Genomic DNA, 26,302 nt, shown 5'->3' with positions numbered 1-26,302 from the left:
GAGGCCGGACGGCCGATGGGCGCCCGCTTTTCGGATGACCTCACCGTCTGTCGCCGGGGGCGGCGGGCCGCCAGGGCCGAGGATCTCGGTCGGCGGTCATCCCTGCTGCCGTTCGTCCGCCCGGAGGCAGCCGTGCACATCCTGCTCCTAGCCAGCGCGTTCAACAGTCTTACCCAGCGCACCCACGCCGAACTGCGCGACCGCGGCCACACCGTGGCCGTCGAACTCGCCCTGCCGGACAGCCCGTTGGCCGACGTCGTGCGACGGCACGCGCCGCGGCTCATCATCGCGCCGATGCTGAAAACGGCGATCCCCGAGGAGGTGTGGTCGGCCCACACCTGCCTGATCGTCCATCCCGGACCCGTGGGCGACCGGGGACCGTCCTCCCTGGACTGGGCCATCCACGACGGCGTGGACGAGTGGGGTGTCACCGTCCTGCAGGCCGACGGGGAGATGGACGCCGGTGACGTGTGGGCCTCCGTGGCGTGCCGCGTTCCGCAGGTGTCCAAGAGCGAGCTGTACCGGGGCGAGATCGCCGATGCCGCGATCGAGGCCGTCGTGCTCGCGGTGGAGCGCTTCGCCGGGGGCACCTACAGGCCGCGCGCGCAGGACGCGGCCGACCCGACCGCCGCCCACCCCGAGGCGCCCGCCCCCCGCTCACGGTCGCGCACACGTCCGTACCTCGACCAGAGCGTCCGGCGGATCGACTGGGCCGAGGAATCCACCCGGGACGTCCTGCGCAAGCTGCGCGCGGCCGACTCGCAGCCCGGGGTGCTGGACGAGTTGCTCGGCGGCGAGTGGTACCTGCACGGCGGTCACCCCGAGGGCGAGCTGCGCGGCCGTCCGGGCGAGCTGCTGGCCACCCGGGCCGGGGCGGTCTGCCGGGCCACCACGGACGGCGCGGTGTGGATCCCCGAGCTGCGGCCCCGGCGCGGGCCGGGACAGCCGCCCACCTTCAAACTCCCCGCCGTGTCGGCGCTGGGCGACCGGCTGCCGCCGCTGCCCGAACAGGCCCTGCCCCGACTCCCCGAGGTACGGGGCCTGACCTGGGCGGACATCCGCTACCGGGAGGAGGGGCACGTCGGCTTCCTGTCGTTCTCCTTCCCCGGCGGGGCCATGAGCACGCGGCAGTGCCGCCGGCTGCTGGACGCCTACCGGGAAGCGTGCGCGCGGCCCACCTCGGTGCTGGTGCTGGGCGGCGAGCGGGACTTCTTCTCCAACGGGATCCACCTGAACGTCATCGAGGCCGCCGCCGAGCCCGCCGCCGAGTCCTGGGCGAACATCAACGCCATCGACGACCTGGTCGAGGCGGTCCTGACCACGACCGACCGTCTGGTGGTCGCGGCCGTCGCGGGCAACGCCGCGGCAGGGGGCGTGATGCTCGCCCTGGCCGCCGACGAGGTGTGGTGCCGCGCGGGAGCCGTGCTGAACCCGCACTACCGGCTGATGGGCCTGTACGGCTCGGAGTACTGGACGTACACGCTGCCGCGCCGGGTGGGTTCCGCGACGGCCGAACGGCTCATGCGGGAGGCGCTGCCGGTCGGCTCGGCGAGCGCGCTGCGTCTCGGGCTCGTCGACCGGGTCGTCGACAGCGGTCCCGGCGGATTCGCGGGGGAGGTGGCCGCGCTGTCGGCGCGTCTGGCGTCGCTTCCGGCCACGGCGTCCCGGATCACCGTGAAGAAGACGGAGCTGGACCGGCTGGAGAGCACGACCCCGCTGGCCGGGTTCCGCGCACAGGAGCTGGCACGGATGCGCCGGACCTTCGACGACGCGGACGCGCCGTACCACGCGCTGCGCCGCGCCTTCGTCCACAAGGTGCGGCCGGCCCGCACCCCGCCGCACCTCGGTCCCGTCCCGGTTGCGTGAACGGGCCCGGTCGGCAGGGGCGCCGGTGTCACCGGAACGGCCCCCGTCGGTGTCCCATCGCGGCCGCACGGCTGCTACGAAGAGGAGCGAAGGCCGAAAAAGAGGCTTTCATCCCTTACCTCCCCAGGAGGCGGTCCCATGACTGAGGCGACGCCGGCAACGGTCGATGCCACGAACGCGGGCGGCGCGCCCGCCGACGAGGCGCCCACGATCCACATTCTCTGGATCAACGCGGGCCTGAGCTGCGACGGTGACTCGGTCGCGCTGACGGCGGCCATGCAGCCCAGCATCGAGGAGATCGTGCTCGGTGTGCTGCCAGGGCTGCCGAAGATCGCCGTCCACTGGCCGCTCATCGACTTCGAGTGCGGTCCGATCGGCGGCTCGGACACGTTCATCGAGTGGTTCTTCAAGGGGGAACGGGGCGAGATCGACCCGTTCGTCCTGGTCGTCGAGGGCTCCATCCCCAACGAGGCGATCAAGCCCGAGGGCTACTGGTGCGGCTTCGGCGACAACCCGGAGACCGGCCAGCCGATCACCACCAGCGAGTGGATCGACCGGCTCGCCCCGAAGGCGCTCGCGGTCGTCGCCATCGGCACCTGCGCCACCTACGGCGGCATCCACGCCATGGCCGGCAACCCCACCGGCGCGATGGGCGTGCCGGACTACCTCGGCTGGGACTGGAAGTCCCACGCCGGCATCCCCATCGTGTGCGTCCCGGGCTGCCCCATCCAGCCCGACAACTTCTCCGAGACGCTCACCTACCTGCTCTACCAGGCGGCCGGCTCCGCCCCGATGATCCCGCTGGACGACAAACTGCGCCCCACCTGGCTGTTCGGGGCCACCGTGCACGAGGGCTGCGACCGCGCGGGCTACTACGAACAGGGCCAGTTCGCCCTGTCGTACGACTCGCCGACGTGCCTGGTCAAGCTCGGCTGCTGGGGCCCCGTCGTCAAGTGCAACGTGCCCAAGCGCGGCTGGATGAACGGGATCGGCGGCTGCCCGAACGTCGGCGGCATCTGCATCGCCTGCACCATGCCCGGATTCCCCGACAAGTTCATGCCGTTCATGGACGAACCTCCCGGCGCCAAGGTGTCGAGCGGCGCCAGCGGGGCCTATGGCGCCGTCGTGCGCAAGCTGCGCTCCATCACCGCCAAGACCGTGGACAAGGAGCCCAAGTGGCGCCGTACCGGAGACAAGATCACCACCGGATACCGGCCCCCTTGGTGAACCGCGGCGCCTAGCCCGCACCCGCTTCTCGCACCCCCACCCCAACCTCCCGCGCAGTGACGCAACGAAGGGCACCCACCCAGATGGCACCGAAGACGAAGACGGCCGGCGACGGCAGTGGCCTGGTGGAGATGGCCTGGGACCCGATCACCCGGATCGTGGGCTCCCTGGGCATCCACACGAAGATCGACTTCAAGCAGAAGCGGGTCGCGGAGTGCTACAGCACGTCGTCGGTCTTCCGCGGCTACAGCGTCTTCATGCGCGGCAAGGACCCCCGCGACGCCCACTTCATCACCAGCCGCATCTGCGGGATCTGCGGCGACAACCACGCCACCTGCTCGGTGTACGCGCAGAACATGGCGTACGGCGTGAAGCCCCCGCACCTCGGCGAGTGGATCATCAACCTCGGTGAGTCGGCGGAGTACATGTTCGACCACAACATCTTCCAGGAGAACCTGGTCGGGGTCGATTACTGCGAAAAAATGGTCAAGGAGACCAACCCCGGCGTCCTCGAACTCGCCGAACGCACCGAGGCCCCGCACGCCGCCGAGCACGGCTACCGCACGATCGCGGACATCATGCGCTCGCTCAACCCCCTGGAGGGCGAGTTCTATCGTGAGGCCCTCCAGGTCAGCCGCTACACCCGCGAGATGTTCTGCCTGATGGAGGGCCGCCATGTGCACCCCTCCACGCTCTACCCGGGCGGCGTCGGCACCATCGCCTCCGTCCAGCTCTTCACGGACTACATGAGCCGCCTGATGCGGTACGTGGAGTTCATGAAGCGCGTCGTGCCCCTGCACGACGACCTCTTCGACTTCTTCTACGAGGCCCTGCCCGGGTACGAGGAAGTGGGCCGCCGCCGGGTCATGCTCGGCTGCTGGGGCGCGCTCAACGACCCCGAGTACTGCGACTTCACCTACGCGAACATGACCGACTGGGGACGGAAGATGTTCGTCACCCCGGGCGTCGTCGTCGACGGCAAACTCGTCACCAACGACCTCACCGAGATCAACCTCGGCATCCGCATCCTGCTGGGCAGCTCCTACTACGAGGACTGGCAGGGCCAGGAGCAGTTCGTCACCCACGACCCGCTCGGCAACCCGGTGGACCCGCGCCACCCGTGGAACCAGCACACCATCCCCGCCCCGCAGAAGCGGAACTTCGACGACAAGTACAGCTGGGTCATGTCCCCGCGCTGGTTCGACGGCAAGGACCACCTCGCCCTGGACACCGGCGGCGGGCCCATCGCCCGCCTGTGGTCCACGGCTCTGTCCGGCCTCGTCGACATCGGCTACATCAAGGCCACCGGCCACAGCGTGGTCATCAACCTGCCCCGCACCATGACCAAGCCGGAGACCACCTTCGAGTGGAAGATCCCGAAGTGGTCCAACGCCCTGGAACGCAACCGCGCCCGCACGTACTTCCAGGCCTACGCCGCCGCCGTCGCCCTGCACTGCGCGGAGAAGGGCCTGGCGGAGGTCCGCGCCGGACGCACCCAGACCTGGGAGAAGTTCGAGGTCCCGGACGAGGGCATCGGTGTCGGCTTCACCGAGGCCGTCCGCGGCGTCCTCTCCCACCACATGGTGATCCGCGACGGCAAGATCGCCAACTACCACCCGTATCCACCGACCCCGTGGAACGCCAGTACCCGGGACACCTTCGGCACACCCGGCCCGTACGAGGACGCCGTGCAGAACACGCCCATCTTCGAGGAGAACACCCCGGAGAACTTCAAGGGCATCGACATCATGCGCGCCGTCCGCAGCTTCGACCCCTGTCTGCCCTGCGGCGTCCACATGTACGTCGGCGGCGGCAGGACCGTGAAGTCGATGCACGTGCCCACCGGCCTGAGCGGACTGGGCGGATGAGCGCGCCGACGACGGCCCGGCCCGTCGACGCCGAGCGGACCGGACGCCGCGTCGAGGAGGTGCTGGACCGGCTCACCTCGGGCGGCGACCAGGCCGCCGCCGCGGCCGCCGAGGAACTCGTGCGCTCCCTCATGGACTTCTACGGCGCAGGCCTGGCCCGCATCCTCCACCTGCTGTCCTCCGCGCCCGGTGAACCGTCGAAGGGACTCCTCGGCGACGAGGTGGTCGCGAGCCTGCTGGTCCTGCACGACCTGCACCCCGAGGACCGGGACACCCGCATCGCCCGCGCCCTCGACAGCGTCCGCGAACACACCCTGGACGTCGTGGACTTCGACGAGGACAGCGGCACCCTGCGGGTGCGCGCCCGAGCGGGCGGCGGCTGCGGCTGCGGATCCGGCGCGGACGCCCGGGAGGCCGCCGAGGCGGCACTCGCCTGCTTCGCACCCGAGGTCAGGGCCGTCGACGTCCACACCGCACCCGCCGGCCCCACCCTCCTGCAGATCAGCACGGCACCTACGGGGTCCCGATGACGGCGACCGCCACCGGTCTGAAGAGGTTCCTGGCGGAACGCCCACCGCAGGCAGAGCGGTGCGAACTGTGCGCGGTGGAGGTGCCCGGCGACCACCGGCACCTCGTCGACACCGAGAAACGCGCCCTCGTCTGCGCCTGCGCCCCCTGCGCCCTGCTGATGGAACAGCCGGGCGCCGCCGCGGGGCGCTTCCGCACGGTCCCGGCCCGCTACCTCACCGACCCCGGCCACCGCCTCGACGACAGCGCGTGGGAGGCGTTGCAGATCCCGGTCGGCGTCGCCTTCCTCTTCCGCAACGCCGCGCTCGACCGGCTGGTCGCCCTCTACCCGAGCCCGGCCGGAGCCACCGAGAGCGAACTCGAACCGGACACCTGGGCGGCCGTCCTCGGCGAGAGCCGTCTCGCCGCCCTCCTCGAACCCGACGTGGAGGCACTGCTGCTGCGCCGCACCGACGGCCGCTGCGAGACCCACCTCGTCCCCATCGACATCTGCTACGAACTCGTGGGCCGTATGCGCCTGTCGTGGCAGGGCTTCGACGGCGGAGCCGAGGCCCGCGCCGCCCTGGACGCGTTCTTCGCGGACGTCACCCGCCGCGCCCGGCCCGTGGACGACCTGCGGGACGTGGACTGCGAGCCGCCGCGCCCGGCGGGGACGGGGGTGCGGCCGTGACGGAGTTCTCCTTCGCCTGCACCGGCGTCCGCGCCGACCGGTACGCCGCCGGGCCCACCCTCGTCTTCCGGCTGCGCGTCACCGCCGCCGACAACGCTCCCGTGCACGCGGTCGCCCTGCGCTGCCAGATCCGCATCGAACCCGCCCGCCGCGGCTACGAGCCCGCCGAGGCCGACGGTCTGACGGACCTCTTCGGTGAGCGTTCCCGCTGGGGCAGCACCCTCCAGCCCGTGCAGTTCGCCCAGGTGTCGGTCATGGTCCCCAGCTTCACCGGAGAGATCGAGACCGACGTCGTCGTGCCCTGCACCTACGACATGGAGATCGCCGCCACCCGCTACCTCACCGCCCTCACCGAGGGCGAGGTCCCCCTGCTCATGCTCTTCTCCGGTACGGCGTTCACCGGAGCCGGCGGCTTCCGCGTCGAACCCGTCCCCTGGGACCGGGAGGCGGCCTTCCGGATGCCGGTCACCGTCTGGCGGGAGATGGTCGAGCAGCACTTCCCCGGCTGCGGCTGGATCCGGCTGCCCCGCGACACGATGGACGCCCTCCTCGCCTACCGCTCCCGGCACGCGCTGGCCTCCTGGGAGGCGACCCTCAAGGCCCTCCTCGACGAAGGCGCCGCCGCCGAGCCGCCCGCGCGCGACCCGTTCCGCGCGCTCACCGGCACCACCGGAAGGACCGACCCGTGACCCTGACCGCGTTCGCCGCCGAGACCGAGGAGCGGTTCGCCCTCGCGCGCCAGGTGGCCGACGCCGTCCTCTTCGAGGGCTACGTCCTCTACCCGTACCGCGCCTCGTCGGCCAAGAACCGGCTGCGCTGGCAGTTCGGGGTGCTCGTGCCGCCCGGCTGGGGCGCCGAGTGCGAGGAGCACGACTTCCAGCACACCGAATGCCTGATGGAACCGAAGGCGGGCGCCACCCTCTCGGTCGAGATGCGTTTCCTGCACGCCCGACGGCGCACGGTTCAGCGGATCCGCCCGGACGGCGGCTTCGACACCGTCACCGAACTCGACCTCGACGACCGGGTGCTGGTGCCCTGGGACGAGGGGTTCGAGGAACGCGTCGAGGTGATCGCGCCGGTGGACGCGCTCCTCGGCGACGGCGTCACCCACCCCTTCCGCCTGCCGGCGAGGGAGGACACCGCCCCGGTCCTGGACGCGGCCGGCCGTACCGTCGGCCGGCTGCTGCGGCGGTGCGAGGCGGTCAGCGGGACGGTGCGGCTGTCCGCCCGCGAACTCGACGGCCCCTACCGGACCCTGCGGCTGACCGCCGTCGTCGAGAACACCAGCGACTGGACACCGCCCGAGGGCCACGCCGCCGACCGGGACGCGGCGCTGCCGCACTCCCTGGTGGCCACCCACCTCCTCATGGCCCTCAGTGCCGGATCGTTCCTGTCGATGACCGATCCCCCCGAGTGGGCGAAGGGCGCGGTCGCCGCCTGCCGCAACCTGCACACCTGGCCCGTGCTCGCCGGCGAACCCGGCCGGGCCGACCTGGTGCTGTCCTCGCCGATCATCCTGGAGGACCATCCGGCCATCGCCCCGGAGAGCCCCGGCGCGCTCTACGACGCCACGGAGATCGACGAGATCCTCGCGCTGCGCACCGCCGCCCTCACCGACGAGGAGAAACGCGAGGCCAGAGGCACCGACGAACGGGCGGCCGCCGTGATCGAGCTGGCGGAGTCGATGCCGGCCGAGGTGCTGGAGCGGCTGCACGGGGCGGTACGCAGTCTGCGCGAGGTGACGGCCGGCCCCGGCCCCGCCGATCCGGGCGTCGGCTTCCCCGACGAGTTCGGGGTGGGGCGGCCCGACACCCCCTGGTGGGACCCGGCGAGCGACGCGGGCTTCGACCCGGCGCGGGACCGGGTGGTCGTCGCCGGCCGCTCGGTGGGCCAGGGCAGCCGGGTCGAACTGCACCCGGGCCTGCGGCACACCGACGCACAGGACATCTTCCTGCGGGGCCGCACCGCCGTGGTCGAGGCCGTGCTGCACGACGTCGACGGGGGCGTCCATCTGGCGGTCACGGTGGAGGGCGACCCGGGCGCCGACATCCGCCGCGAGCAGGGCCGCTTCCTGTACTTCCAGCCCGACGAGGTCACACCGCTGGAGGACGGCGCATGAACCCCTCGGCCACGTCGCCCCCCAGGACCCTCGTCGCCGGGATCGGCAACATCTTCCTCGGCGACGACGGCTTCGGCGTGGAGACCGCACGCCGGCTCGCCGGACGCGAGCTGCCCGCCCACGTGGAGATCGTGGACATCGGCGTGCGGGGGGTCCACCTCGCCTACCAGCTCCTGGACGGCTACGACACCCTCGTCCTCGTGGACGCCACGGCACGCGGCGAAGCCCCCGGCACGCTGTACGTGATCGAGCACGAGGTCGACGCCCCGGGCCCGGCGCAGGAGACCCCGCCCCTGGACGGCCACCGGATGACCCCCGACTCCGTCCTGGCGCTGCTGGCCACGCTCTGCGCCGGCACGGGCGCCGACCCACCGCGCCGCGTCCTGGTCGTGGGCTGCGAACCGGCCTCGGTGGACGAGCGCATCGGACTCAGCGCGCCGGTGGCCGACGCCGTACCGGAAGCGGTCCGGCTGATCGAAGAGCTGCTGCGGGACGGCGATCCGTCCGTGGCGCGGGCCTCAAGCGCTGAGGCCACGACATGAGGAGAGACGGAATGAAGAAGATCGTCATCGGTGGAGCGGCCCTGGCCGCCGTGGTCGCCCTGGCCGCCGAGGTACTGCCGGACGTCAGGCGCTATCTGCGGATCCGACGCATGTGAGGCCGCGGGCTCCCGTGCGGTTGGGTCGAACGGCGTACCCGCCGCCCGGTCACGGCGTGCCGGGCCGTACGCCCCGGTCCCGCGCGCCTCTAATGAACCCCGGCGGGAGGCAGGCAGCGGAAGGACGAGATCCCCATGCACGAGATGTCCGTCGCGCTGGCCGTCGTCGACCAGGTCGTGGAGGCCGCCGGCCGGGCCGGAGACGTCACGGCGGTGCGATCGGTTCGGCTCCAGGTGGGCGAACTCGCCGGCGTCGTACCCGACGCGCTCGCCTTCGGCTTCGAACTGGCCTGTGCCGGAACGCTGTTGGAAGGCGCCGAACTGGTCACCGAGGAGGTGCCGGGGCGAGCCCGCTGCACCTCCTGCGCACACGCCTGGGACGTCGGCATGCCGCCCCGGCTGACCTGCCCCGCGTGCGGCGGGACGCGGACCGACCTGCTCGCGGGCCGGGAACTGCAGATCGTCGACGTGCGCTGGGAGAACGGCCGCCCCGCGCACCCGTCCACCCGCGAACCGATCTCCGAGGAGCGCTGAACCATGTGCCGTGTCGCCGACCTGCGCCAGGCCGTCCTGGCGAAGAACGACGAGAGCGCCCGCGAACTGCGTACGCGTCTCACCGCCCGAGGCACGGCGGTCGTCAACCTGCTGTCCAGTCCGGGCAGCGGCAAGACCGCGCTGCTGGAGCAGGAACTGCTGCGGGCACGTGAGCGGTCCGTACCCGTCGCCGCGCTGAGCGCCGACCTCGCCACCGAGAACGACGCGATCCGCCTGGCACGTTCGGGTGTCCCGGTCAAACAGGTGCTCACCGACGGACTGTGCCATCTGGAGGCGGGCATGCTCGCCGGGCACCTCGACGGATGGCTGCCCGACGGCACCCGGCTGCTGTTCGTGGAGAACGTCGGCAACCTCGTCTGCCCCGCCTCCTACGACCTGGGGGAGACGCTGAGGGTCGCCCTCGCCTCGGTGACGGAGGGCGAGGACAAGCCGCTGAAGTACCCCACCGCCTTCGGGCTCGCGCACCTGGTCGTGGTGACCAAGACCGACCTCGCGGAGGCGGTCGAGTTCGACGAGGTCGCGTTCCGCGCGAACGTGGAACAGGTCAACCCCGGGGTCGAGGTGGTCATGACCTCCGCACGCCGGGGACGGGGGGTCGGCGCCCTGCTCGACCGGGCGATGGCGGCCGCGGACGGCGCCCCGGTCCACGCGCCGGTCATGGCCGGCCAGCCCCACCACCACGGTCACGTCCACGCTCCTGTGCACGCCCACGACGGTCACGTCCCCGCACATGACGGTCATACGCACGCGCGTCCGGAGACCGACGGCGCCATGGCCCACACCCACCCGTGAGCGGTCCGCAGGCCCCGGCAGCCGTCGCCGAGTCCGCTCCGCTGCGCCGCCGGGTCGTCGTGCGGGGAGTGGTGCAGGGGGTGGGCTTCCGGCCCTACCTGTACGGTCTCGCCACCGAACTCGCCCTGGCCGGCCACGTGACCAACACCGCCGAGGGCGTCGTCGTGGAGATCGAGGGCGCCGCCTCGGCCGTGGCCCGGTTCTGCGACCGGATCGCCGCCCAGGCGCCGCCGCTGGCCCGCGTCGAGTCCGTCGAGCACCACGACCTGCCCGCCGTCGGCGGCGGCGCCGCGTTCACCATCCTCGCCTCGTACTCCGGCGGACCGGCCCGCACCCTGGTCTCCCCGGACTCCGCCACCTGCGCCGACTGCCTCGCCGAGCTGGCCGACCCGGCGGACCGGCGCCACCGCCACCCCTTCGTCAACTGCACCAACTGCGGCCCGCGCTTCACGATCGTCACCGCAGTGCCCTACGACCGGGCCGCCACGACCATGGCCGGCTTCGCGATGTGCCCCGACTGCGCCCGCGAGTACGCGGACCCGGCGGACCGGCGCTTCCACGCGCAGCCCGTCGCCTGCCCGGCCTGCGGGCCGCGCCTGCGGCTGGTCCTCGGACCGCGGCCGGGGGCCGGGAGCGTCGACGGGGCCGACCCCGTGGGCGAGGCGCGTGCCCTGCTCGCACGGGGCGCGATCCTCGCCGTGAAGGGGCTGGGCGGCTACCACCTGGCCTGCGACGCCACGAACGAGGCAGCCGTCGCCCTGCTGCGGCGCCGGAAGGCGCGCGGGGACAAGCCCTTCGCCGTCATGGCCAGGACGGCGGACGACGTCCGGCACCTGGTGCGGCTGTCTCCCGAGGAGCGCGGGCTGCTCGAAGACGTCGCCAGACCGGTGGTCCTGGTCAGGCGCCGCCGTCCGGACACCCCCGGCGGTCCGCGGCCCGCCGAGGCGGTCGCGCCCGGCAGCCCCGACCTCGGCCTGATGCTGCCCTACACGCCCCTGCACCATCTGCTGCTCGGACTGCCCGGCGACGTGGACGGCCCCCGCCTGCTCGTCATGACCAGCGGCAACGTGTCCGGTGAACCCATCGTCACCGACGACACCGAGGCACTGGAGCGGCTCGCGCACCTGGCCGACGCCTGGCTCACCCACGACCGCCCGATCCACGTCCCGTGCGACGACTCCGTGGTCCGGGTCTGCGACGGACGGCCCCTGGTGATCCGCCGCTCGCGCGGCTACGCACCGCTGCCGCTCACCCTTCCCCTGCCCGTGCGGCCCGCCCTCGCCGTCGGCGGAGACCTGAAGAACACGTTCTGTCTGGGGTCGGACCGCCGCGCCTGGCTCTCCGCGCACATCGGCGACATGGACGACGTCGCCACGCAGCGCGCGTTCGAGCGCGCGGCGCGGCAGCTGACGTCCCTCACCGGGGTACGGCCCGAAGCGCTGGTGTCCGACCGGCATCCCGGCTACCGCTCCGCCCGGTGGGCCGACCGGAACGCGGCGGACCGGCCCGTCGCACGCGTCCAGCACCATCACGCGCACATCGCCGCCGCGATGGCCGAACACGGGCTGGACGGCACCCGGCCGGTGATCGGCGTCGCCTTCGACGGAACGGGCCACGGCGACGACGGCGCCGTATGGGGCGGCGAGTTCCTGCTCGCCGACTACGCCCGCTTCATCCGGTTCGGTCACCTCGCCTACGTCCCGCTGCCCGGCGGCGACACCGCGGTGCGCCGCCCGTACCGCATGGCACTGGCCCACCTGTGGGCGGCCGGCCTGCCCTGGCCCGACGACCTCCCCTGTGCAGCCGCCTGCCCGCCCGACGAACTCCGTGCCCTGACGACGCAGTTGGAGCGGAGCCTGAACTGTGTTCCCACGTCCAGCATGGGCCGGCTCTTCGACGCGGTGTCCTCGCTGGCCGGTGTGTGCCATCGGGCCGGATACGAGGCGCAGGCCGCCGTCGAACTGGAGGGCGCGGCGCTGCTCGCGCCCACCGGGGACGGTGAGGCGTACACCTTCGCCCTGCACGCGTCGCGGGAGAGCGGGACGGGCCCGGTACGGGCCGATCCGGCGCCCGTGCTCGCGGCGGTCGTCGACGACCTGCGCGCGGGCGTCGCGCCGGCGCTGATCGCGGCCCGGTTCCACCGGGGCGTGGCCGCTCTGGTGCGCGCGATGTGCGTACGGGCGCGCGAACGGCACGGGCTGGACACGGTGGCCCTGACGGGGGGCGTGTTCGCCAACACACTGCTCTCCTCGGCCTGCGCCGCCGGCCTGCGCGAGGACGGGTTCACGGTCCTGCGGCACCACCTGGTGCCGCCCAACGACGGCGGCCTGGCGCTGGGGCAGCTGATGGTGGCCGCCCGGACCACGACCGCCGTCCCCACGCCCACCGACTGAGCGACGCGCGACCCCCACAGCGAGGAGAGGCTCATGTGCCTGGCGGTACCCGGCAGAGTGCTGGACATCGAGGAACGGGAGGGCACCCGGATGGCCACCGTCGACTTCGGCGGAGTGGTCAAGGAGGTGTGCCTGGAGTATCTGCCCGACCTTCAGGTCGGCGAGTACGCCATCGTGCACGTCGGTTTCGCGCTGCAACGCCTGGACGAGGAGTCGGCACGGCAGACGCTCGAACTCTTCGCCGAACTCGGTTTGTTGCAGGAGGAGTTCGGAGATCCGTGGGAGACGGCGGCGGCGGAGGCGGGCATGGACCCGGTGGAGGAGGTGCGCAACCCGTGAAGTACATCGACGAGTTCCAGGACCCGGAGCTGGCGCGTCGGCTGCTCGACGACATCCATGCCACGGTGACCAGGCCGTGGGCGCTGATGGAGGTGTGCGGAGGGCAGACGCACAGCATCATCCGGCACGGCATCGACCAACTCCTGCCGGAACAGGTGGAGTTGATCCATGGGCCGGGCTGTCCGGTGTGCGTGACCCCGCTGGAGGTCATCGACAAGGCGCTGGAGATCGCCTCCCGGCCGGAGGTGATCTTCTGTTCCTTCGGGGACATGCTGCGCGTGCCGGGCACCGGCCGGGACCTGTTCCAGGTCCGCGGCGAGGGCGGTGACGTGCGGGTCGTCTACTCGCCGCTCGACGCCCTGCGCATCGCCCAGCAGAACCCCGACCGCGAGGTGGTGTTCTTCGGCATCGGCTTCGAGACGACGGCACCCCCCAACGCGATGACGGTCCATCAGGCCCGGAAGCTGGGCATCGGGAACTTCAGCATGCTGGTCTCCCACGTCCGCGTTCCACCGGCCATCGAGGCGATCATGTCCTCGCCGAAGTGCCGGGTGCAGGGCTTCCTCGCCGCCGGGCACGTCTGCAGCGTGATGGGTGTGGGGGAGTACCCGGAGCTGGCGGAGCGCTTCCGCGTGCCGATCGTGGTGACGGGCTTCGAGCCGCTGGACATCCTCGAAGGGGTGCGCCGGGCCGTCCGCCAGCTGGAACGCGGTGAGCACAGGGTCGACAACGCCTACGCCCGTGCCGTCCGGCCGGAGGGCAACGCGGCCGCCCGCGCGATGCTGGAGGACGTCTTCGAGGTCACCGACCGGGCCTGGCGCGGGATCGGAGTGATCCCCGACAGCGGCTGGCGGCTGGCGCCGAAGTACCGCGACCACGACGCCGAGCACCGGTTCGCGGTCGACGGCATCAGGACGGCCGAGCCCGCCGCGTGCCGCAGCGGGGAGGTCCTCCAGGGGCTGCTCAAGCCGCACGAGTGCGAGGCCTTCGGCACGCTGTGCACCCCGCGCACCCCCTTGGGGGCCACCATGGTCTCCAGCGAGGGCGCCTGTGCGGCGTACTACCTCTACCGGCGCCTGGACCTGCCCGCCACCACCGAGGTTCGGGAGGCGAGCCCCGTTGTCTGACACCACCGCCACCGGTCTCCCCGTCCCCGCCGCGCTGGACATCGAGGCGTGGACCTGTCCCGCGCCCGTGCGTGACCGCCCCCGGGTCGTCATGGGCCATGGCGGCGGGGGAGTCCTCTCCGCCGAGCTGGTCCAGCAGATCTTCGCGCCCGCCTTCGGGGGTGAGGTGCTGGCCCAGATGGGTGACGCGGCCGTCCTCTCCCTGGGCGGAGCCCGGCTGGCGTTCTCCACCGACACCTATGTCGTACGGCCGCTGTTCTTCCCCGGCGGCAGCATCGGCGACCTGGCGGTCAACGGGACCGTCAACGACCTCGCCATGAGCGGTGCCCGCGCCGCCTACCTCTCCTGCGGATTCGTCCTGGAGGAGGGCGTGGAGCTGGACGTGGTCACACGGGTCTCCCAGGCGCTCGGTGCCGCCGCGCGCACGGCAGGCGTGGAGGTGGCCACCGGGGACACCAAGGTGGTGGAGGCCGGCCACGGCGACGGGATCTTCATCAACACGGCGGGCATCGGCCTGGTACCGGCGGGCGTGGACCTGCGGCCCCAGCGGGTCGTCCCCGGCGACGTCGTGATCGTCAGCGGTGCCATCGGCGTCCACGGGGTCGCGATCATGAGCGTGCGCGAGGGTCTGGAGTTCGGCGTGGAGATCAAGAGCGACTGCGCGGCGCTCGGCGGTCTCGTCGACGCCATGCTCGCCGTCACCCCTGATCTGCACGTCCTGCGCGACCCCACCCGGGGCGGCCTGGCCGCGACCCTCAACGAGATCGCGGCGGCCTCCGGAACCGGGGTCGTCGTCCGGGAACGCGACGTACCGGTCCCGGCGGCCGTGGCCAACGCCTGCGCCATCCTCGGCCTGGACCCCATGTACATCGCCAACGAGGGCAAGCTCGTGGCCTTCGTCCCGCGCGAGCATGCCGACGCCGTCCTGGAGGCGATGCGGGCCCATCCGCTCGGCGCCGACTCGGTGATCATCGGCGAGACCGTCGAGGCGCATCCCGGCATGGTCGTGGCCCGTACCGGACTGGGCGGGACACGCGTGGTCGATCTGCCGATCGGGGAGCAGCTGCCGCGGATCTGCTGACCGGAGCCTCGCGGCTCCGGTCGGTCGAGGGGGCCGTCGTCCGGACGCCCGGTGCCTACCGGTGGCTGGACGGCGGTGGGTCCTGGGGGTCCACGCCGGTCGAGGAAGAGGCGTCCCTGGCGCCGCTGGGGCGCTGGGAGCGGCCCTTGGGCCCGGTGTCGCGGCGGCCCTTCTCGTCCGCGTCGCCGTACTCCTCACCGCGTGTCCCGTGACTCTTCACGGTGTCCCCCGGGACGGACTTCCTCTCCGCCGCCGACTTCGTGCGGTCCCGGCCCCTCTCCTCGGCGTGCTCGGCCGTACGGAAGGAGCGGGGAGCGCTCGGGTTGTCCTGCTGGCGTGTCTCGTCCACATCGGGCGACCAGCCGTGCTGCCCGGTGCCCTCGTGGCGGCTGGGGCCCTTCCCGTGCGGGGGCTCGGACGCTCGTGATTTCTTCGACATGGGCCGACCTGCCTCTTCCTGGTCGAGGGGACGCCGGTGGTGGCATCGCCGCGCTGGGTGAAGTACCCCTTCTCTTCGTATTTAAGGCATATCGGGGCATTCTCGGCACGGGTGGGGGGCGATGCCGTGGCGAAGCGGAGCGCGACCCGTCAGCCGCGCAGGCGGGTGTTGAGCCGGGCCGCCTGGCGGGTCAGGTGGTCGCGCTCGGCGAGGTCGGGCGCCTTGCGGGCCGCCTCGGCGTACAGCCGGGCGGCCGTCGCCAGGTCACCGTCGCGCTCGTGGAGATACGCCGCGACCGCGGTGTGACGCGGCAGCGAGTCCTCCAGCGCGGCGAGCGCCGCCAGCCCGGCACGGGGACCGTCGGCCTCACCGACGGCCACCGCGCGGTTGAGCCGGACCACCGGGCTGTCGGTCAGGCGCACGAGTTCGTCGTACCACTCGACGATCTGCACCCAGTCGGTCTCCTCGGCCGTGAGCGCGTCGGCGTGCAGTGCGGCGATGGCGGCCTGGGCCTGGAACTCGCCCAGCCGGTCGCGGGCGAGAGCCGTCTGCAGGATCCCGACGCCCTCGGCGACGGCCGTGGTGTCCCACCGGTCGCGGTCCTGCTGGGCGAGCGGCACCAGGCTTCCGTCGGGCGCGGTCCGGGCGGCGCGCCGGGCGTGGTGCAGCAGCATGAGGGCGAGCAGCCCCGCAACCTCGGGATGGTCGATCGCGGCCGCGAGCTGCCGGGTGAGCCGGATGGCCTCGGCGGCGAGGTCGACGTCGCCGGAGTAGCCCTCGTTGAAGACCAGGTAGAGGACGCGCAGCACGGTGGCGACGTCGCCTGGCCGGTCCAACCGCACGCCGGAGACGGTGCGCTTGGCCCGGCTGATGCGCTGCGCCATGGTCGCCTCGGGCACCAGGTAGGCCCGCGCGATCTGGCGGGTGGTGAGCCCGCCGACGGCGCGCAGCGTGAGCGCGACCGCCGACGACGGCGTCAGGGACGGGTGGGCGCACAGGAAGTAGAGCTGGAGCGTGTCGTCCGCGCCGGGCGCGGGGCCGGGCGCCGGCTCCTCCTCCACGCGGCCCTCGCGCCGGCGCCGGGCGGCGTCCGCGCGGGTCGCGTCGAGGAACCGGCGCCAGGCCACGGTGACCAGCCAGCCCTTCGCGTCCCGCGGCGGGTCGGCCGGCCATACGCGGACCGCCTCGACCAGCGCGTCCTGCACGGCGTCCTCGGCCGCCGCGAAGTCGGCTCCGCGGCGGACGAGGACGGCGAGCACACCAGGGGTGAGGCTGCGGAGCAGTGCCTCGTCCATCGACGAGGTCACTCCGTGATGGTGGGGTGCGCGGTCAGGAAGGGGCGCAGCTCCAGCCACTCGTGGATCGGCTTCCCGCCCGCCCCGGGGGCGGCCGACAGCTCACCGGCCAGTTCGACGGCGCGTTCGTAGGTGTCGACGTCGATCACCATCCAGCCGGCGATGAGGTCCTTCGTCTCGGCGAACGGGCCGTCGGTGACCGGCGGACGCCCCTCACCGTCGTACCGCACCCACGTCCCCTCGGGGGCCAGCGCCTGACCGTCGACGAACTCGCCGGTCTTCTCCAGTCGGGCGGCGAAGTCGTTCATGTACTGGATGTGCGCGGAGATCTCCTCCGGTGTCCACTGGTCCATCTGCACGTCGTTCACCGCGGCCGGTGCGCCTCGGTAGTGCTTGAGCAGCAGGTACTTGGCCATCGTGCGTCTCCTCGGTACTGGTGCGGCCATTGTGGTCGCGTTCACAGCGGGGACGGAGCGGGTTGCGGGTTCTCGACATGGTCGGCCAAGATTTTTCCGGGATCGGGTGAGCGACTCGTGGAGGGCCTGAGGAAGGGAGGTCGGACCGGGGCCGCGCGGGGGCTTTGCCGAACCCCGCCGAGTGCCCCGCCCTCGGTCATGTATTCCCCTCCGGGCGGTATCTTTTCGGGGCGGTCGGGATGCCTGCACCAGGCTTTGGTTGTCGGACGACAACTGAGTTAACCTTCACCGGATTTTCTCATCGGGCCGATTCGTGAACTGCGGAAATGCGGGCGGTGAGCGGGCCGGCCCACGGCCCGGCGCGGGTTCCGAGTCCTCGGCGCGAGGGCTCTTGGGGAGCGGAACGAGGGTGCGCATGAGCAGCAAGACGATCGAGGCCGTCGACCGGGCCCCGGGCGAGCAGGAGCTACGCCAGCTTCTGGCCGGACTGACCGCCGTACGCGACGGCGACTTCGGTACCCGGCTGCCGTCCGACGGTGAGGGCCTGCTCGGCGACATCGCCACGGTCTTCAACGGCATGGTGGACCAGCTGTCCGTGTTCACGTCGGAAGTGACGCGGGTGGCCCGGGAGGTGGGTACCGAAGGCACGCTCGGCGGTCAGGCAGAGGTGCCCGGGGTCTCGGGCACCTGGGCCGACCTGACCGACTCGGTCAACGCCATGGCGGGCAATCTGACCACGCAGGTGCGCGACATCGCGCAGGTCGCGACCGCGGTCGCCAAGGGCGACCTGTCGCAGAAGATCGACGTACCCGCGCGCGGCGAGATCCTGCAGCTGAAGGAGACCGTCAACACGATGGTCGACCAGCTCTCCGCGTTCGCCGACGAGGTCACGCGCGTCGCCCGTGAGGTCGGCAGCGAGGGCCGGCTCGGCGGTCAGGCCCAGGTGCCCGGCGTCGGCGGCGTCTGGCGCGACCTGACCGATTCGGTCAACTTCATGGCCGGGAACCTCACTTCGCAGGTCCGCAACATCGCTCAGGTGACCACGGCGGTGGCCGAGGGCGATCTGTCGCAGAAGATCACCGTGGATGCCCGCGGGGAGATCCTGGAGTTGAAGAACACCATCAACACGATGGTGGATCAGCTCTCCGCGTTCGCCGACGAGGTCACGCGCGTCGCCCGTGAGGTCGGCACCGAGGGACGGCTCGGCGGGCAGGCGGACGTGAAGGGGGTCAAGGGCACCTGGCGGGACCTCACGGACTCCGTGAACTTCATGGGGGCCAACCTCACCTCCCAGGTCCGCAACATCGCCCAGGTGGCCACGGCGGTGGCTCAGGGCGACCTCTCCCAGAAGATCACCGTGGACGCCCGCGGCGAGATCCTGCAGCTCAAGGACACCATCAACACGATGGTGGACCAGCTGTCCGGCTTCGCCGACGAGGTCACCCGCGTGGCCCGCGAGGTCGGCACGGAGGGCAACCTGGGCGGACAGGCCATCGTCCGGGGCGCGTCGGGGACCTGGAAGGACCTGACGGACAACGTCAACGTGATGGCGTCGAACCTGACCGGCCAGGTCCGCTCGATCGCCCAGGTCGCCACCGCCGTCGCGCGCGGTGACCTCTCCCAGAAGATCACGGTCGAGGCCAAGGGCGAGGTCGCGGCCCTCGCGGACGTCATCAACACCATGGTCGACACGCTCTCCGCGTTCGCCGACGAGGTCACCCGTGTCGCCCGCGAGGTCGGCACCGAGGGACGGCTCGGCGGCCAGGCGCACGTGCCGAACGTCGCGGGCACGTGGAAGGACCTCACCGACAACGTCAACTCCATGGCCAACAACCTGACCGGCCAGGTCCGCAACATCGCCCTGGTGACGACGGCGGTGGCCAACGGCGACCTGTCGAAGAAGATCGACGTCGACGCCCGCGGCGAGATCCTGGAACTGAAGACCACCATCAACACGATGGTCGACCAGCTGTCGTCGTTCGCCGCCGAGGTCACCCGAGTCGCCCGTGAGGTCGGCAGTGAAGGACGGCTCGGCGGACAGGCCGAGGTCGAGGGCGTCGAGGGCACCTGGAAGCGGCTCACCGAGAACGTCAACGAACTCGCCGGGAACCTCACCCGCCAGGTCCGCGCGATCGCCGAGGTCACCAGCGCCGTCGCCGAGGGCGACCTGACCCGCTCCATCACCGTGGAGGCGTCCGGCGAGGTCGCCGACCTCAAGGACAACATCAACTCCATGGTGGAGTCCCTGCGGGAGACCACCCGGGCCAACCAGGAGCAGGACTGGCTGAAGACCAACCTCGCCCGGATCTCCGGCCTGATGCAGGGCCACCGCGAACTGCCCGTCGTCGCCGAACTCATCATGGACGAACTCGCGCCCCTGGCCTCCGCCCAGTACGGCGCCTTCTTCCTCGCCGAGGACACCGAACGCGGCCCCGAGCTGCGGCTGGTGGGCTCGTACGGCTACCCCGACGACACCGACCGGCCCGAGCGCATCCCCGTCGGCCGCTCCCTGGTCGGACAGGCCGCCCGCAACCGCCGCACCATCAGCGTCGAGGAACTGCCGCCGAACTACGTGACGATCTCCTCCGGTCTCGGGGAGGCCGTGCCCAGCGCCCTGGTGGTGCTGCCCATCGTGGTCGAGGACCAGGTCCTCGGTGTCATCGAACTGGGCTCCGTCACCCCCTTCACCCAGATCCACCAGGACTTCCTCTCCCAGCTGATGCCGACCATCGGCGTCAACCTCAACACCATCGTGGCCAACGCGCGCACCGACGAGCTGCTGGGGGAGTCCCAGCGGCTGACCGCCGAACTCCAGGCACGCTCCGAGGAGTTGCAGGTGCAGCAGGAGGAACTGCAGCGCTCCAACGCCGAGCTGGAGGAGAAGGCATCCCTGCTGGCCTCGCAGAACAGCGACATCGAGGCCAAGAACCTGGAGATCGAACAGGCCAGGCAGGAACTGGAGACCCGCGCACAGCAGCTGGCACTGGCCTCGAAGTACAAGTCCGAGTTCCTGGCCAACATGAGCCACGAACTGCGCACCCCGCTCAACAGCCTGCTGATCCTCGCCCAGTTGCTCGCCCAGAACCCCTCGCGCAACCTGACGCCCAAGCAGGTCGAGTACGCCGGCATCATCCACTCGGCAGGCTCTGACCTGCTGCAGCTGATCAACGACATCCTCGACCTGTCGAAGGTCGAGGCGGGCAAGATGGACGTCACCCCCGAACGGGTGCCGCTGCGCAAGCTGCTGGAGTACGTCGAGGCGACGTTCCGGCCGATGACGACGCAGAAGAGTCTGGACTTCACGGTGGCCACCGCGCCGGGCACGCCCGTGGACCTGCTCACCGACGACTCCCGGCTGCGTCAGATCCTGCGCAACCTGCTGTCGAACGCGGTGAAGTTCACCGAACAGGGCGGTGTCACCCTGCGCATCGAGCCCGCCGCGGACCGGGAGGTGCCCACGGGTGTCCTGCGCGGCGGCGCCGTGGTGGCCTTCCGGGTGAAGGACACCGGTATCGGCATCCCTCAGCAGCAGCTGGAGACGATCTTCGGGGCCTTCCAGCAGGCGGACGGCACCACCAGCCGCAAGTACGGCGGCACCGGCCTCGGCCTGTCGATCACCCGGGAGATCGCCCATCTGCTCGGCGGCGCGGTCACCGTCGACAGCACACCCGGCCAGGGCAGCACCTTCACCCTCTACCTGCCCGTGGCACGCGCCGACTTCGAGGAAGTGCTCGACGGCAGCGCTCTGTTGACCGAGCACCCCCACCCCGCCGGCCGCGAACTGACCCCGGCCTCGCGACCGGTCGCCGCCTCCCCCGCGGTGCCCGAGCAGCGCCGGCGGCGTCTGCTGGTCGTCGAGGACCGCCCGCGCGGACTGCTGACCCTCGTCGCCGAACGCGCGGTCGCCGACCTCGCGCCCGGCGACGACCCGCTCGGCTCGATCGACATCATCACCGCGATCGGCGCCCAGGAGGCCGCGAGCACACTGGCCGCCGAACCCTGCCACTGCGTGGTCCTCGAAATCGGCACGCCCGACGGCGAGGGCGCCCGACTGCTGGAGGCCATGGAGGGCGACTCCGCGCTCGCCAGCGTGCCCGTCCTCGTGCACACCGGTCACCGCGTGGACCTGGCGCACGAGCAGACGCTGCGCTCCCGCGCGGAGAACCGCCCGCTGGACTTCCTCTCCAGCCTGGACGAACTGCGTGAACGGATCACCCTGCACCTGTCCGCCGAGGAGCCGGGCGACGTGCTGTCCCTGGTGCGCGCCGAGGAGTCCCAGCGCCCCGCCGCGCAGGTCGTCGACGGCGCCTTCCTCGGCCGTACGGTGCTCGTGGTCGACGACGACGCGCGCAACCTCTTCGCACTGAGCGGGATGCTGGAGCTCCACGGCTTCCAGGTCCTGCACGCCGACAACGGCCGCAGGGGGATCGAGATGCTGCTGGCCCACCCGGACATCTCGCTGGTGCTGATGGACGTGATGATGCCCGAGATGGACGGGTACTCGGCGACCTCGGAGATCCGGGCGATGCCCCAGTACGCCGAACTGCCCATCATCGCCGTCACCGCGAAGGCCATGCCCGGCGACCAGGAGAAGAGTCTCGCGTCGGGCGCGAACGACTACGTCACCAAGCCGGTCGACACCAACGACCTCATCGGCCGCGTCCGGCGCTGGCTGTCCGTATGACGGGGACACCCGCCGCCCCGCGTACCAGCCGACCGTGCGGTGTCCCCGGACACCCGAGCCGAGGAACAGGTCGAACGTGAGCAAACCCCACCAGCCGGCCGAGCCGCAGGACGCCGGCGCGCCGACGGACCAGTCGGCCGTCGGCGGCCCGACTGCCGACACCGGCCTGCTGTCCGACGACTATTTCGGCGTGCTGTCCGTGCCCCGTGACGACCTTCCCGCCGTGCCGGGCCGCCAGGAGACGGACGAGGAGGCGGCCGACGGAAGGGAAGGGGACGGCAAGGGGGTGTCGACCCCTGTCGGCCGACTCGCCGCGACCGTGGAGCGGTTGCGCCGCGAGGTGCAGGAGGCGCAGGCCGAGGCGGACGGGCGTGCCCTGATCGAGCTGGCCAAGGGCATCCTCGTCGAGCGGCTCGGGTGCGGGCCGTCGCAGGCGGCACGCCAGCTCGCCGAGCTGACCGAGCAGGCGGGCGTGACCCCGCTCGAATTCGCCGTCGACGTCATCAACCAGGCCGCGCGCGACCGGCTCTCCGAGGTCACCACCACCTTCCTCGCGATCACGGAGGGCCGCCACGAGGCCCCCGAGGCGCCGGGGGGCGACTCCCCGGCCGTACGGCTGCGGACCGCCGAGAGCGGCGCGCTGGCCGCCCACGACGCCCAGGCCGTGGCCGACTCCCTGCTGGAACACGCTCTGACACCGCTCGGTGCCGAAGCGGTGGCCATCTGGGCGCTGGGCGCCGACGGCTCCCTCACCCTGGCCGGCAGCGCGGGCTTCCCCGCCGCGGAGGCGGCCCGCTGGCGGTACGTGCCTCCGGGGGTCGCCACGGTGGCCCGCCATGGGCTCGGCGAGCGAAGGGGCCACTGGATCGGCTGTCTGTCGGAGGCCGGCCTGCCCTCCATCGGCCGGCACCACCACCCCGACGGCGGCCGCTTCGCCGTACCCGCGGGCACCGGCGGCCGCATCCATGGTGTGCTGGAGATCGTCTGGCCCACGCCGCTGCAGGACCAGCCGCCGCAGATCGTCCGCCAGATCGAGGCGCTGGCCGAGCTGTGCGCGCACGCCCTGGAGACCAACGTCCCGGACCGCACCGACGAGGAGACGCGGGCCGCGATCCTGCCCGACGTCGCCGAGCTGATCAACCTGGCCGACGGCCTGCACGACCCCGCCCTGGTGCTCGTCCCGTACCTGGACGCCACCGGAGAGCTCGTCGACTTCCGCATCCAGCACGTCAACAGCCGCTTCCTCGACCCGGCCGGCCGGCCGCGCGGGGTCGTCAACGGAGCCCTGCTCCTGGAGACGTACCCGATGGCCGCCGGCGAGCGCGAGCTGTTCGGGCAGGTCGAGCGGGTCTACGCCACCGGTGAGCCGTTCCGGGCCCGGCGCATGCGACTCACGTCCCTGGTGGACGAGGTCCCGCTGTCGGCGGTGGCGGACGTCAACATCAGCCGGCACGGCGGCAGCGTGCTGCTCATCTGGCGCATCGAGGACGAGACCGCCCGGCTGGCGAGCCTGTTGCAGCACGCCCAGCGCCTCGGCCGTATCGGCGGCTTCGAGGAGAACCTCCTCACCGGCGAGATCACCTGGAACGGTCAGCTCTACAGCCTCTACGGCAAGCCGTCCGTCAGCGGCCCGGTCCCGCTGGAGGACCTGCCCGCCCATGCCCACCCCGACGACGCCGTCGCCATCGGCAGGTTCCTGCGCACGCTGCTCCACCACCGTCGCCCCGCCTCCGCGGCCTTCCGGCTCCAGCGGCCCGACGGTGTCACCCGGCACATCCGCGTCGTGGCCGAACCGGTCCTCGACTCCGACGGCCGGCTGTTCGTCGTCCGCGGCGCCTACCAGGACATCTCCGCCCACCACTGGACGGAGGTCGCCCTCGCCGCCACCCGCGACCAGCTCGCCCACTCCGAGCAGCAGGCGAGCGAACGCGACCGGCTCACCCTCCAGCTCCAGCACGCGATCATGCCGCCCGCGCAGGCCCCGCTGGAGGCCCCCGGGCTGCGCGTGGCCGTGCGCTACCGGCCCGCCGAGACCCAGAACCTGGTCGGTGGCGACTGGTACGACGCGGTGGTCCTGCCGTCCGGGCTGGTGCTGCTGTGCGTGGGAGACGTCGCCGGGCACGGCATAGAGGCCGCCACCAGCATGGTCGTCCTGCGCAACGCGCTGCGCGGGCTCGCCGTGACCGGTGCGGGGCCGGGCCAGTTGCTGTCCTGGCTCAACATGGTGGCCCACCATCTGACCGGCGCCGTCACCGCCACCGCGGTCTGCGGCCTGTACGACCCCGACCGCCACACCCTGCGCTGGGCCAGGGCGGGCCATCTGCCGCCCGTTCTGGTGCGCGCCGGTGAGGCGACCCCGCTGCCCCTGGTCAAGGGGCTGCTGCTGGGTGCGCTGCCGGATGCGACGTACGAGGAGAACGAGACCCAGCTGGCCGTCGACGACACTCTGTTGATGTACACCGACGGCTTGATCGAACGCCGTGACCGGTCCGTGGAGGAATCACTGGCCCAGCTGCTGACGGCCGCGCGCACGGTCCCGCCGACGCTCGACCAGCAGCTGGACCGGCTGCTGACCCACAGCAAGTCCGACACGGACGACGACACCTGCCTCGTGGGCGTCCAGGTGACCTAGGGCCCTCTCTGACGGATCCGTGCACGGCTCGGAACCGGACGACGGGATCTCATCGGCCGACGGGACGTCTGTGAACGCCGTCGGCGGGCACACGAGGGGTACGAGGTCGGTTCCGAGGACAGAACGGGGAAGCCGGTGACGATCAAGGCGAAGGGCTGGGCACATTCGTTTCCCGTGTCCGGGGGTGTGCGGGCCGGCAGGCGGTGGACACAGAGGCAGTTGGAGTCCCTCCCGTGGACCGCCGCCGAGCCGCAGACGGTGGACGCCATCGTCCTGGCCGTGTCCGAACTGCTCACCAACGCACATGTCCACGCGCACAGCGACGCGCATCTGATTCTCACCTGGGACGGCGAATGCCTTCAGGTGAGCGTCCATGACGAGGACCCCACCCTGCCGCGCCAGCGCAATCCGCAGGCCGGGGAGGTCTCCGGCCGCGGCGTGGGCATCGTACGGATGCTGGCCGACGAGCTGGAGATGAAGTGCCAGCGGCACGGCAAGACGGTGTCGGCGTGCTTCCGTCCGGCCGGTACCGGCCGGACGGGCGACGACCGTTGAGCCCCGGTGACGACCGCCCGGGACGGACGGCCGGCCGCCGGGGCGCCGCTGGGTTCAGTTCGTGCTCAGCATGCCCCGGCGCAGGCGGGCCAGGGTGCGCGAGAGCAGACGGGAGACGTGCATCTGCGAGCAGCCGAGGTGTTCGGCGATCTGGACCTGGGTGAGTTCTTCGACGAACCGCATGTGGATGATCCGCCGGTCGCGTTCGTCCAGTTCGGCGAGGAGCGGGGCGAGGGCGTGGAAGTCCTCGACCAGCTCCATGCCGGCGTCCTCGCTGCCGATGAAGTCCGCGAGCGCCGCCTCCCCGGTCTCGTCACCGCCGATGGCGGCGTCGAGGGAGGAGGAGTTGTAGCCGTTGGCGGCCAGACGGGCCTCGATGACCTCCTCCTCGGAGAGGTTCATCAGCTCGGCCAGCTCCTTGACCGTCGGGCCGCGGCCGAGGCGACTGCTGAGTTCGTCGGTGGCGCGGGCGAGTTCGACGCGGGCCTCCTTCAGGCGACGGGGCACGTGCACGGCCCAGGAGGTGTCGCGGAAGAACCGCCTGATCTCTCCGACGATGTAGGGCACGGCGAAGGTGGTGAACTCCACCTCGCGCGAGAGTTCGAACCGGTCGATCGCCTTGATCAGGCCGATCATGCCGACCTGGACGATGTCCTCCATCTCGTCCGCGCCCCGGCTGCGGAACCGGCCGGCCGCGTAGCGGACGAGGGAGATGTTCATCTCGATCAGTGTGTTGCGCGCGTACTGGTATGCGTGGGTGCCCTCTTCGAGGACGGCCAGCTGCTCGAAGAACAGCTTCGACAGCGATCGCGCGTCCCTGGGTGCCACCTTCAGCGGATCGGAGATCTCCGGCAGCTGAACGGTGGTGTGGTCGACGCTCGTCCCAAGACTCGTTGTCGCCGTCATCCTTGCTTTCCTTCCTCGCTGGTCAGCCGGCCTCAGTCCGTGGACTCGGCCGCCGGCGTGCCGCCTACCCCGTCTGCCCGCAGTCATGCGTGCGTATTCACGAACGGATCCGAGCGCCGACGAAGTTATACGATGACGTGTCCGTAGCCCGC

Annotated in this window: 22 protein-coding genes; 18 read left to right on the top strand and 4 right to left on the bottom strand. The window is 71.8% G+C overall.

The features are described from left to right. Positions 1 to 132: 132 nt before the first annotated feature. From H4687_RS03820 to hypE, 15 genes are all read left to right on the top strand, one after another. Positions 133 to 1,866 (top strand): hydrogenase maturation protein, encoded by a 1,734-nt coding sequence (locus H4687_RS03820; protein WP_046915655.1) that lies wholly within the window; start codon positions 133 to 135, stop codon positions 1,864 to 1,866. 138 nt (positions 1,867 to 2,004) lie between these two features. Continuing rightward, positions 2,005 to 3,093 (top strand): NADH-quinone oxidoreductase subunit B family protein, encoded by a 1,089-nt coding sequence (locus H4687_RS03815; RefSeq protein ID WP_046915654.1) that lies wholly within the window; start codon positions 2,005 to 2,007, stop codon positions 3,091 to 3,093. An 83-nt stretch (positions 3,094 to 3,176) separates the two neighbouring features. Continuing rightward, complete coding sequence (locus H4687_RS03810) at positions 3,177 to 4,961, top strand: nickel-dependent hydrogenase large subunit (protein ID WP_046915653.1); 1,785 nt, start codon at positions 3,177 to 3,179, stop codon at positions 4,959 to 4,961. After that, positions 4,958 to 5,491 carry a hypothetical protein gene (locus H4687_RS03805; protein WP_046915652.1) on the top strand — a complete coding sequence of 178 codons (534 nt, stop codon included), beginning with the start codon at positions 4,958 to 4,960 and terminating at the stop codon, positions 5,489 to 5,491. Before H4687_RS03810 ends, H4687_RS03805 begins: the two co-directional genes overlap by 4 nt. After that, positions 5,488 to 6,159, top strand: coding sequence for a DUF5947 family protein (locus H4687_RS03800; protein WP_046915651.1), 672 nt, complete (start codon positions 5,488 to 5,490; stop codon positions 6,157 to 6,159). Before H4687_RS03805 ends, H4687_RS03800 begins: the two co-directional genes overlap by 4 nt. Further along, positions 6,156 to 6,848, top strand: coding sequence for a DUF6084 family protein (locus tag H4687_RS03795; RefSeq protein WP_046915650.1), 693 nt, complete (start codon positions 6,156 to 6,158; stop codon positions 6,846 to 6,848). The genes H4687_RS03800 and H4687_RS03795 overlap by 4 nt, the downstream gene beginning before the upstream one ends. Then, positions 6,845 to 8,278 (top strand): hypothetical protein, encoded by a 1,434-nt coding sequence (locus H4687_RS03790; RefSeq protein WP_046915649.1) that lies wholly within the window; start codon positions 6,845 to 6,847, stop codon positions 8,276 to 8,278. The genes H4687_RS03795 and H4687_RS03790 overlap by 4 nt, the downstream gene beginning before the upstream one ends. Next, positions 8,275 to 8,820 carry a hydrogenase maturation protease gene (locus H4687_RS03785; protein ID WP_046915648.1) on the top strand — a complete coding sequence of 182 codons (546 nt, stop codon included), beginning with the start codon at positions 8,275 to 8,277 and terminating at the stop codon, positions 8,818 to 8,820. Before H4687_RS03790 ends, H4687_RS03785 begins: the two co-directional genes overlap by 4 nt. Positions 8,821 to 8,831: 11 nt before the next feature. Further along, the gene (locus H4687_RS48405; protein WP_373560660.1) at positions 8,832 to 8,936 is read left to right on the top strand and encodes a DUF6893 family small protein; all 105 of its coding nucleotides are present in this window, start codon (positions 8,832 to 8,834) and stop codon (positions 8,934 to 8,936) included. Positions 8,937 to 9,071: 135 nt separating this feature from the next. Next, positions 9,072 to 9,470 carry a hydrogenase maturation nickel metallochaperone HypA/HybF gene (locus H4687_RS03780; protein WP_046915647.1) on the top strand — a complete coding sequence of 133 codons (399 nt, stop codon included), beginning with the start codon at positions 9,072 to 9,074 and terminating at the stop codon, positions 9,468 to 9,470. A gap of 3 nt (positions 9,471 to 9,473) precedes the next feature. Beyond that, positions 9,474 to 10,283: a hydrogenase nickel incorporation protein HypB gene (gene hypB, locus H4687_RS03775; protein ID WP_046915646.1), complete on the top strand. Its 810-nt coding sequence runs from the start codon at positions 9,474 to 9,476 to the stop codon at positions 10,281 to 10,283. Next, entirely contained in the window at positions 10,280 to 12,676 is a 2,397-nt protein-coding gene (hypF, locus tag H4687_RS03770; protein ID WP_046915645.1) for a carbamoyltransferase HypF, read from the top strand. Before hypB ends, hypF begins: the two co-directional genes overlap by 4 nt. A 33-nt stretch (positions 12,677 to 12,709) precedes the next feature. Further along, positions 12,710 to 13,015, top strand: a complete 306-nt coding sequence (locus H4687_RS03765; protein WP_020114736.1) for a HypC/HybG/HupF family hydrogenase formation chaperone — start codon at positions 12,710 to 12,712, stop codon at positions 13,013 to 13,015. Beyond that, positions 13,012 to 14,142: a hydrogenase formation protein HypD gene (hypD, locus tag H4687_RS03760; RefSeq protein ID WP_046915644.1), complete on the top strand. Its 1,131-nt coding sequence runs from the start codon at positions 13,012 to 13,014 to the stop codon at positions 14,140 to 14,142. Before H4687_RS03765 ends, hypD begins: the two co-directional genes overlap by 4 nt. Beyond that, entirely contained in the window at positions 14,135 to 15,223 is a 1,089-nt protein-coding gene (gene hypE / locus H4687_RS03755) for a hydrogenase expression/formation protein HypE (protein ID WP_046915643.1), read from the top strand. Before hypD ends, hypE begins: the two co-directional genes overlap by 8 nt. A gap of 55 nt (positions 15,224 to 15,278) precedes the next feature. Here the strand turns inward: hypE and H4687_RS03750 are convergent, their stop codons facing one another. The 3 genes from H4687_RS03750 to H4687_RS03740 form a co-directional block, all read right to left on the bottom strand. Beyond that, positions 15,279 to 15,662 (bottom strand): hypothetical protein, encoded by a 384-nt coding sequence (locus H4687_RS03750; protein WP_046915642.1) that lies wholly within the window; start codon positions 15,660 to 15,662, stop codon positions 15,279 to 15,281. A 149-nt stretch (positions 15,663 to 15,811) separates the two neighbouring features. Next, complete coding sequence (locus H4687_RS03745; protein WP_046915641.1) at positions 15,812 to 16,957, bottom strand: RNA polymerase sigma factor; 1,146 nt, start codon at positions 16,955 to 16,957, stop codon at positions 15,812 to 15,814. Between the two features lie 8 nt (positions 16,958 to 16,965). Continuing rightward, entirely contained in the window at positions 16,966 to 17,373 is a 408-nt protein-coding gene (locus H4687_RS03740; protein WP_046915640.1) for a YciI family protein, read from the bottom strand. Positions 17,374 to 17,788: 415 nt separating this feature from the next. On the opposite strand from H4687_RS03740, the gene H4687_RS03735 reads away from it, so the two are divergent. The 3 genes from H4687_RS03735 (at position 17,789) to H4687_RS03725 (ending at position 25,244) form a co-directional block, all read left to right on the top strand. Then, positions 17,789 to 22,057: a HAMP domain-containing protein gene (locus H4687_RS03735; protein WP_046915639.1), complete on the top strand. Its 4,269-nt coding sequence runs from the start codon at positions 17,789 to 17,791 to the stop codon at positions 22,055 to 22,057. 76 nt (positions 22,058 to 22,133) lie between these two features. Then, positions 22,134 to 24,689 (top strand): SpoIIE family protein phosphatase, encoded by a 2,556-nt coding sequence (locus H4687_RS03730; protein ID WP_050399324.1) that lies wholly within the window; start codon positions 22,134 to 22,136, stop codon positions 24,687 to 24,689. A gap of 135 nt (positions 24,690 to 24,824) precedes the next feature. Next, positions 24,825 to 25,244, top strand: a complete 420-nt coding sequence (locus H4687_RS03725; RefSeq protein ID WP_046915762.1) for an ATP-binding protein — start codon at positions 24,825 to 24,827, stop codon at positions 25,242 to 25,244. 54 nt (positions 25,245 to 25,298) lie between these two features. On the opposite strand, the gene H4687_RS03720 is transcribed toward H4687_RS03725, so the two are convergent. After that, on the bottom strand, positions 25,299 to 26,150 hold the full coding sequence (locus tag H4687_RS03720) for an RNA polymerase sigma factor SigF (protein ID WP_046915761.1): 852 nt from the start codon (positions 26,148 to 26,150) through the stop codon (positions 25,299 to 25,301). Between the last annotated feature and the right edge of the window lie 152 nt (positions 26,151 to 26,302).

The sequence above is a fragment of the Streptomyces stelliscabiei genome, assembly GCF_014873495.1.
GTDB lineage: Bacteria > Actinomycetota > Actinomycetes > Streptomycetales > Streptomycetaceae > Streptomyces > Streptomyces bottropensis.
The sequence above is the reverse complement of the archived record's forward strand: the minus strand, read 5'-3'. Positions and strand labels throughout refer to the sequence as shown.

What these genes read in the sequence shown, in the direction of transcription:
- H4687_RS03815 (WP_046915654.1), top strand. Translation starts at nt 2,005, where the DNA reads ATGACTGAGGCGACGCCGGCAACGGTCGATGCCACGAACGCGGGCGGC.
- H4687_RS03810 (WP_046915653.1), top strand. Translation starts at nt 3,177, where the DNA reads ATGGCACCGAAGACGAAGACGGCCGGCGACGGCAGTGGCCTGGTGGAG.
- H4687_RS03805 (WP_046915652.1), top strand. Translation starts at nt 4,958, where the DNA reads ATGAGCGCGCCGACGACGGCCCGGCCCGTCGACGCCGAGCGGACCGGA.
- H4687_RS03800 (WP_046915651.1), top strand. Translation starts at nt 5,488, where the DNA reads ATGACGGCGACCGCCACCGGTCTGAAGAGGTTCCTGGCGGAACGCCCA.
- H4687_RS03785 (WP_046915648.1), top strand. Translation starts at nt 8,275, where the DNA reads ATGAACCCCTCGGCCACGTCGCCCCCCAGGACCCTCGTCGCCGGGATC.
- H4687_RS48405 (WP_373560660.1), top strand. Translation starts at nt 8,832, where the DNA reads ATGAAGAAGATCGTCATCGGTGGAGCGGCCCTGGCCGCCGTGGTCGCC.
- H4687_RS03780 (WP_046915647.1), top strand. Translation starts at nt 9,072, where the DNA reads ATGCACGAGATGTCCGTCGCGCTGGCCGTCGTCGACCAGGTCGTGGAG.
- hypB (WP_046915646.1), top strand. Translation starts at nt 9,474, where the DNA reads ATGTGCCGTGTCGCCGACCTGCGCCAGGCCGTCCTGGCGAAGAACGAC.
- H4687_RS03765 (WP_020114736.1), top strand. Translation starts at nt 12,710, where the DNA reads ATGTGCCTGGCGGTACCCGGCAGAGTGCTGGACATCGAGGAACGGGAG.
- H4687_RS03750 (WP_046915642.1), bottom strand. Translation starts at nt 15,662, where the DNA reads ATGTCGAAGAAATCACGAGCGTCCGAGCCCCCGCACGGGAAGGGCCCC.
- H4687_RS03745 (WP_046915641.1), bottom strand. Translation starts at nt 16,957, where the DNA reads ATGGACGAGGCACTGCTCCGCAGCCTCACCCCTGGTGTGCTCGCCGTC.
- H4687_RS03740 (WP_046915640.1), bottom strand. Translation starts at nt 17,373, where the DNA reads ATGGCCAAGTACCTGCTGCTCAAGCACTACCGAGGCGCACCGGCCGCG.
- H4687_RS03735 (WP_046915639.1), top strand. Translation starts at nt 17,789, where the DNA reads ATGAGCAGCAAGACGATCGAGGCCGTCGACCGGGCCCCGGGCGAGCAG.
- H4687_RS03720 (WP_046915761.1), bottom strand. Translation starts at nt 26,150, where the DNA reads ATGACGGCGACAACGAGTCTTGGGACGAGCGTCGACCACACCACCGTT.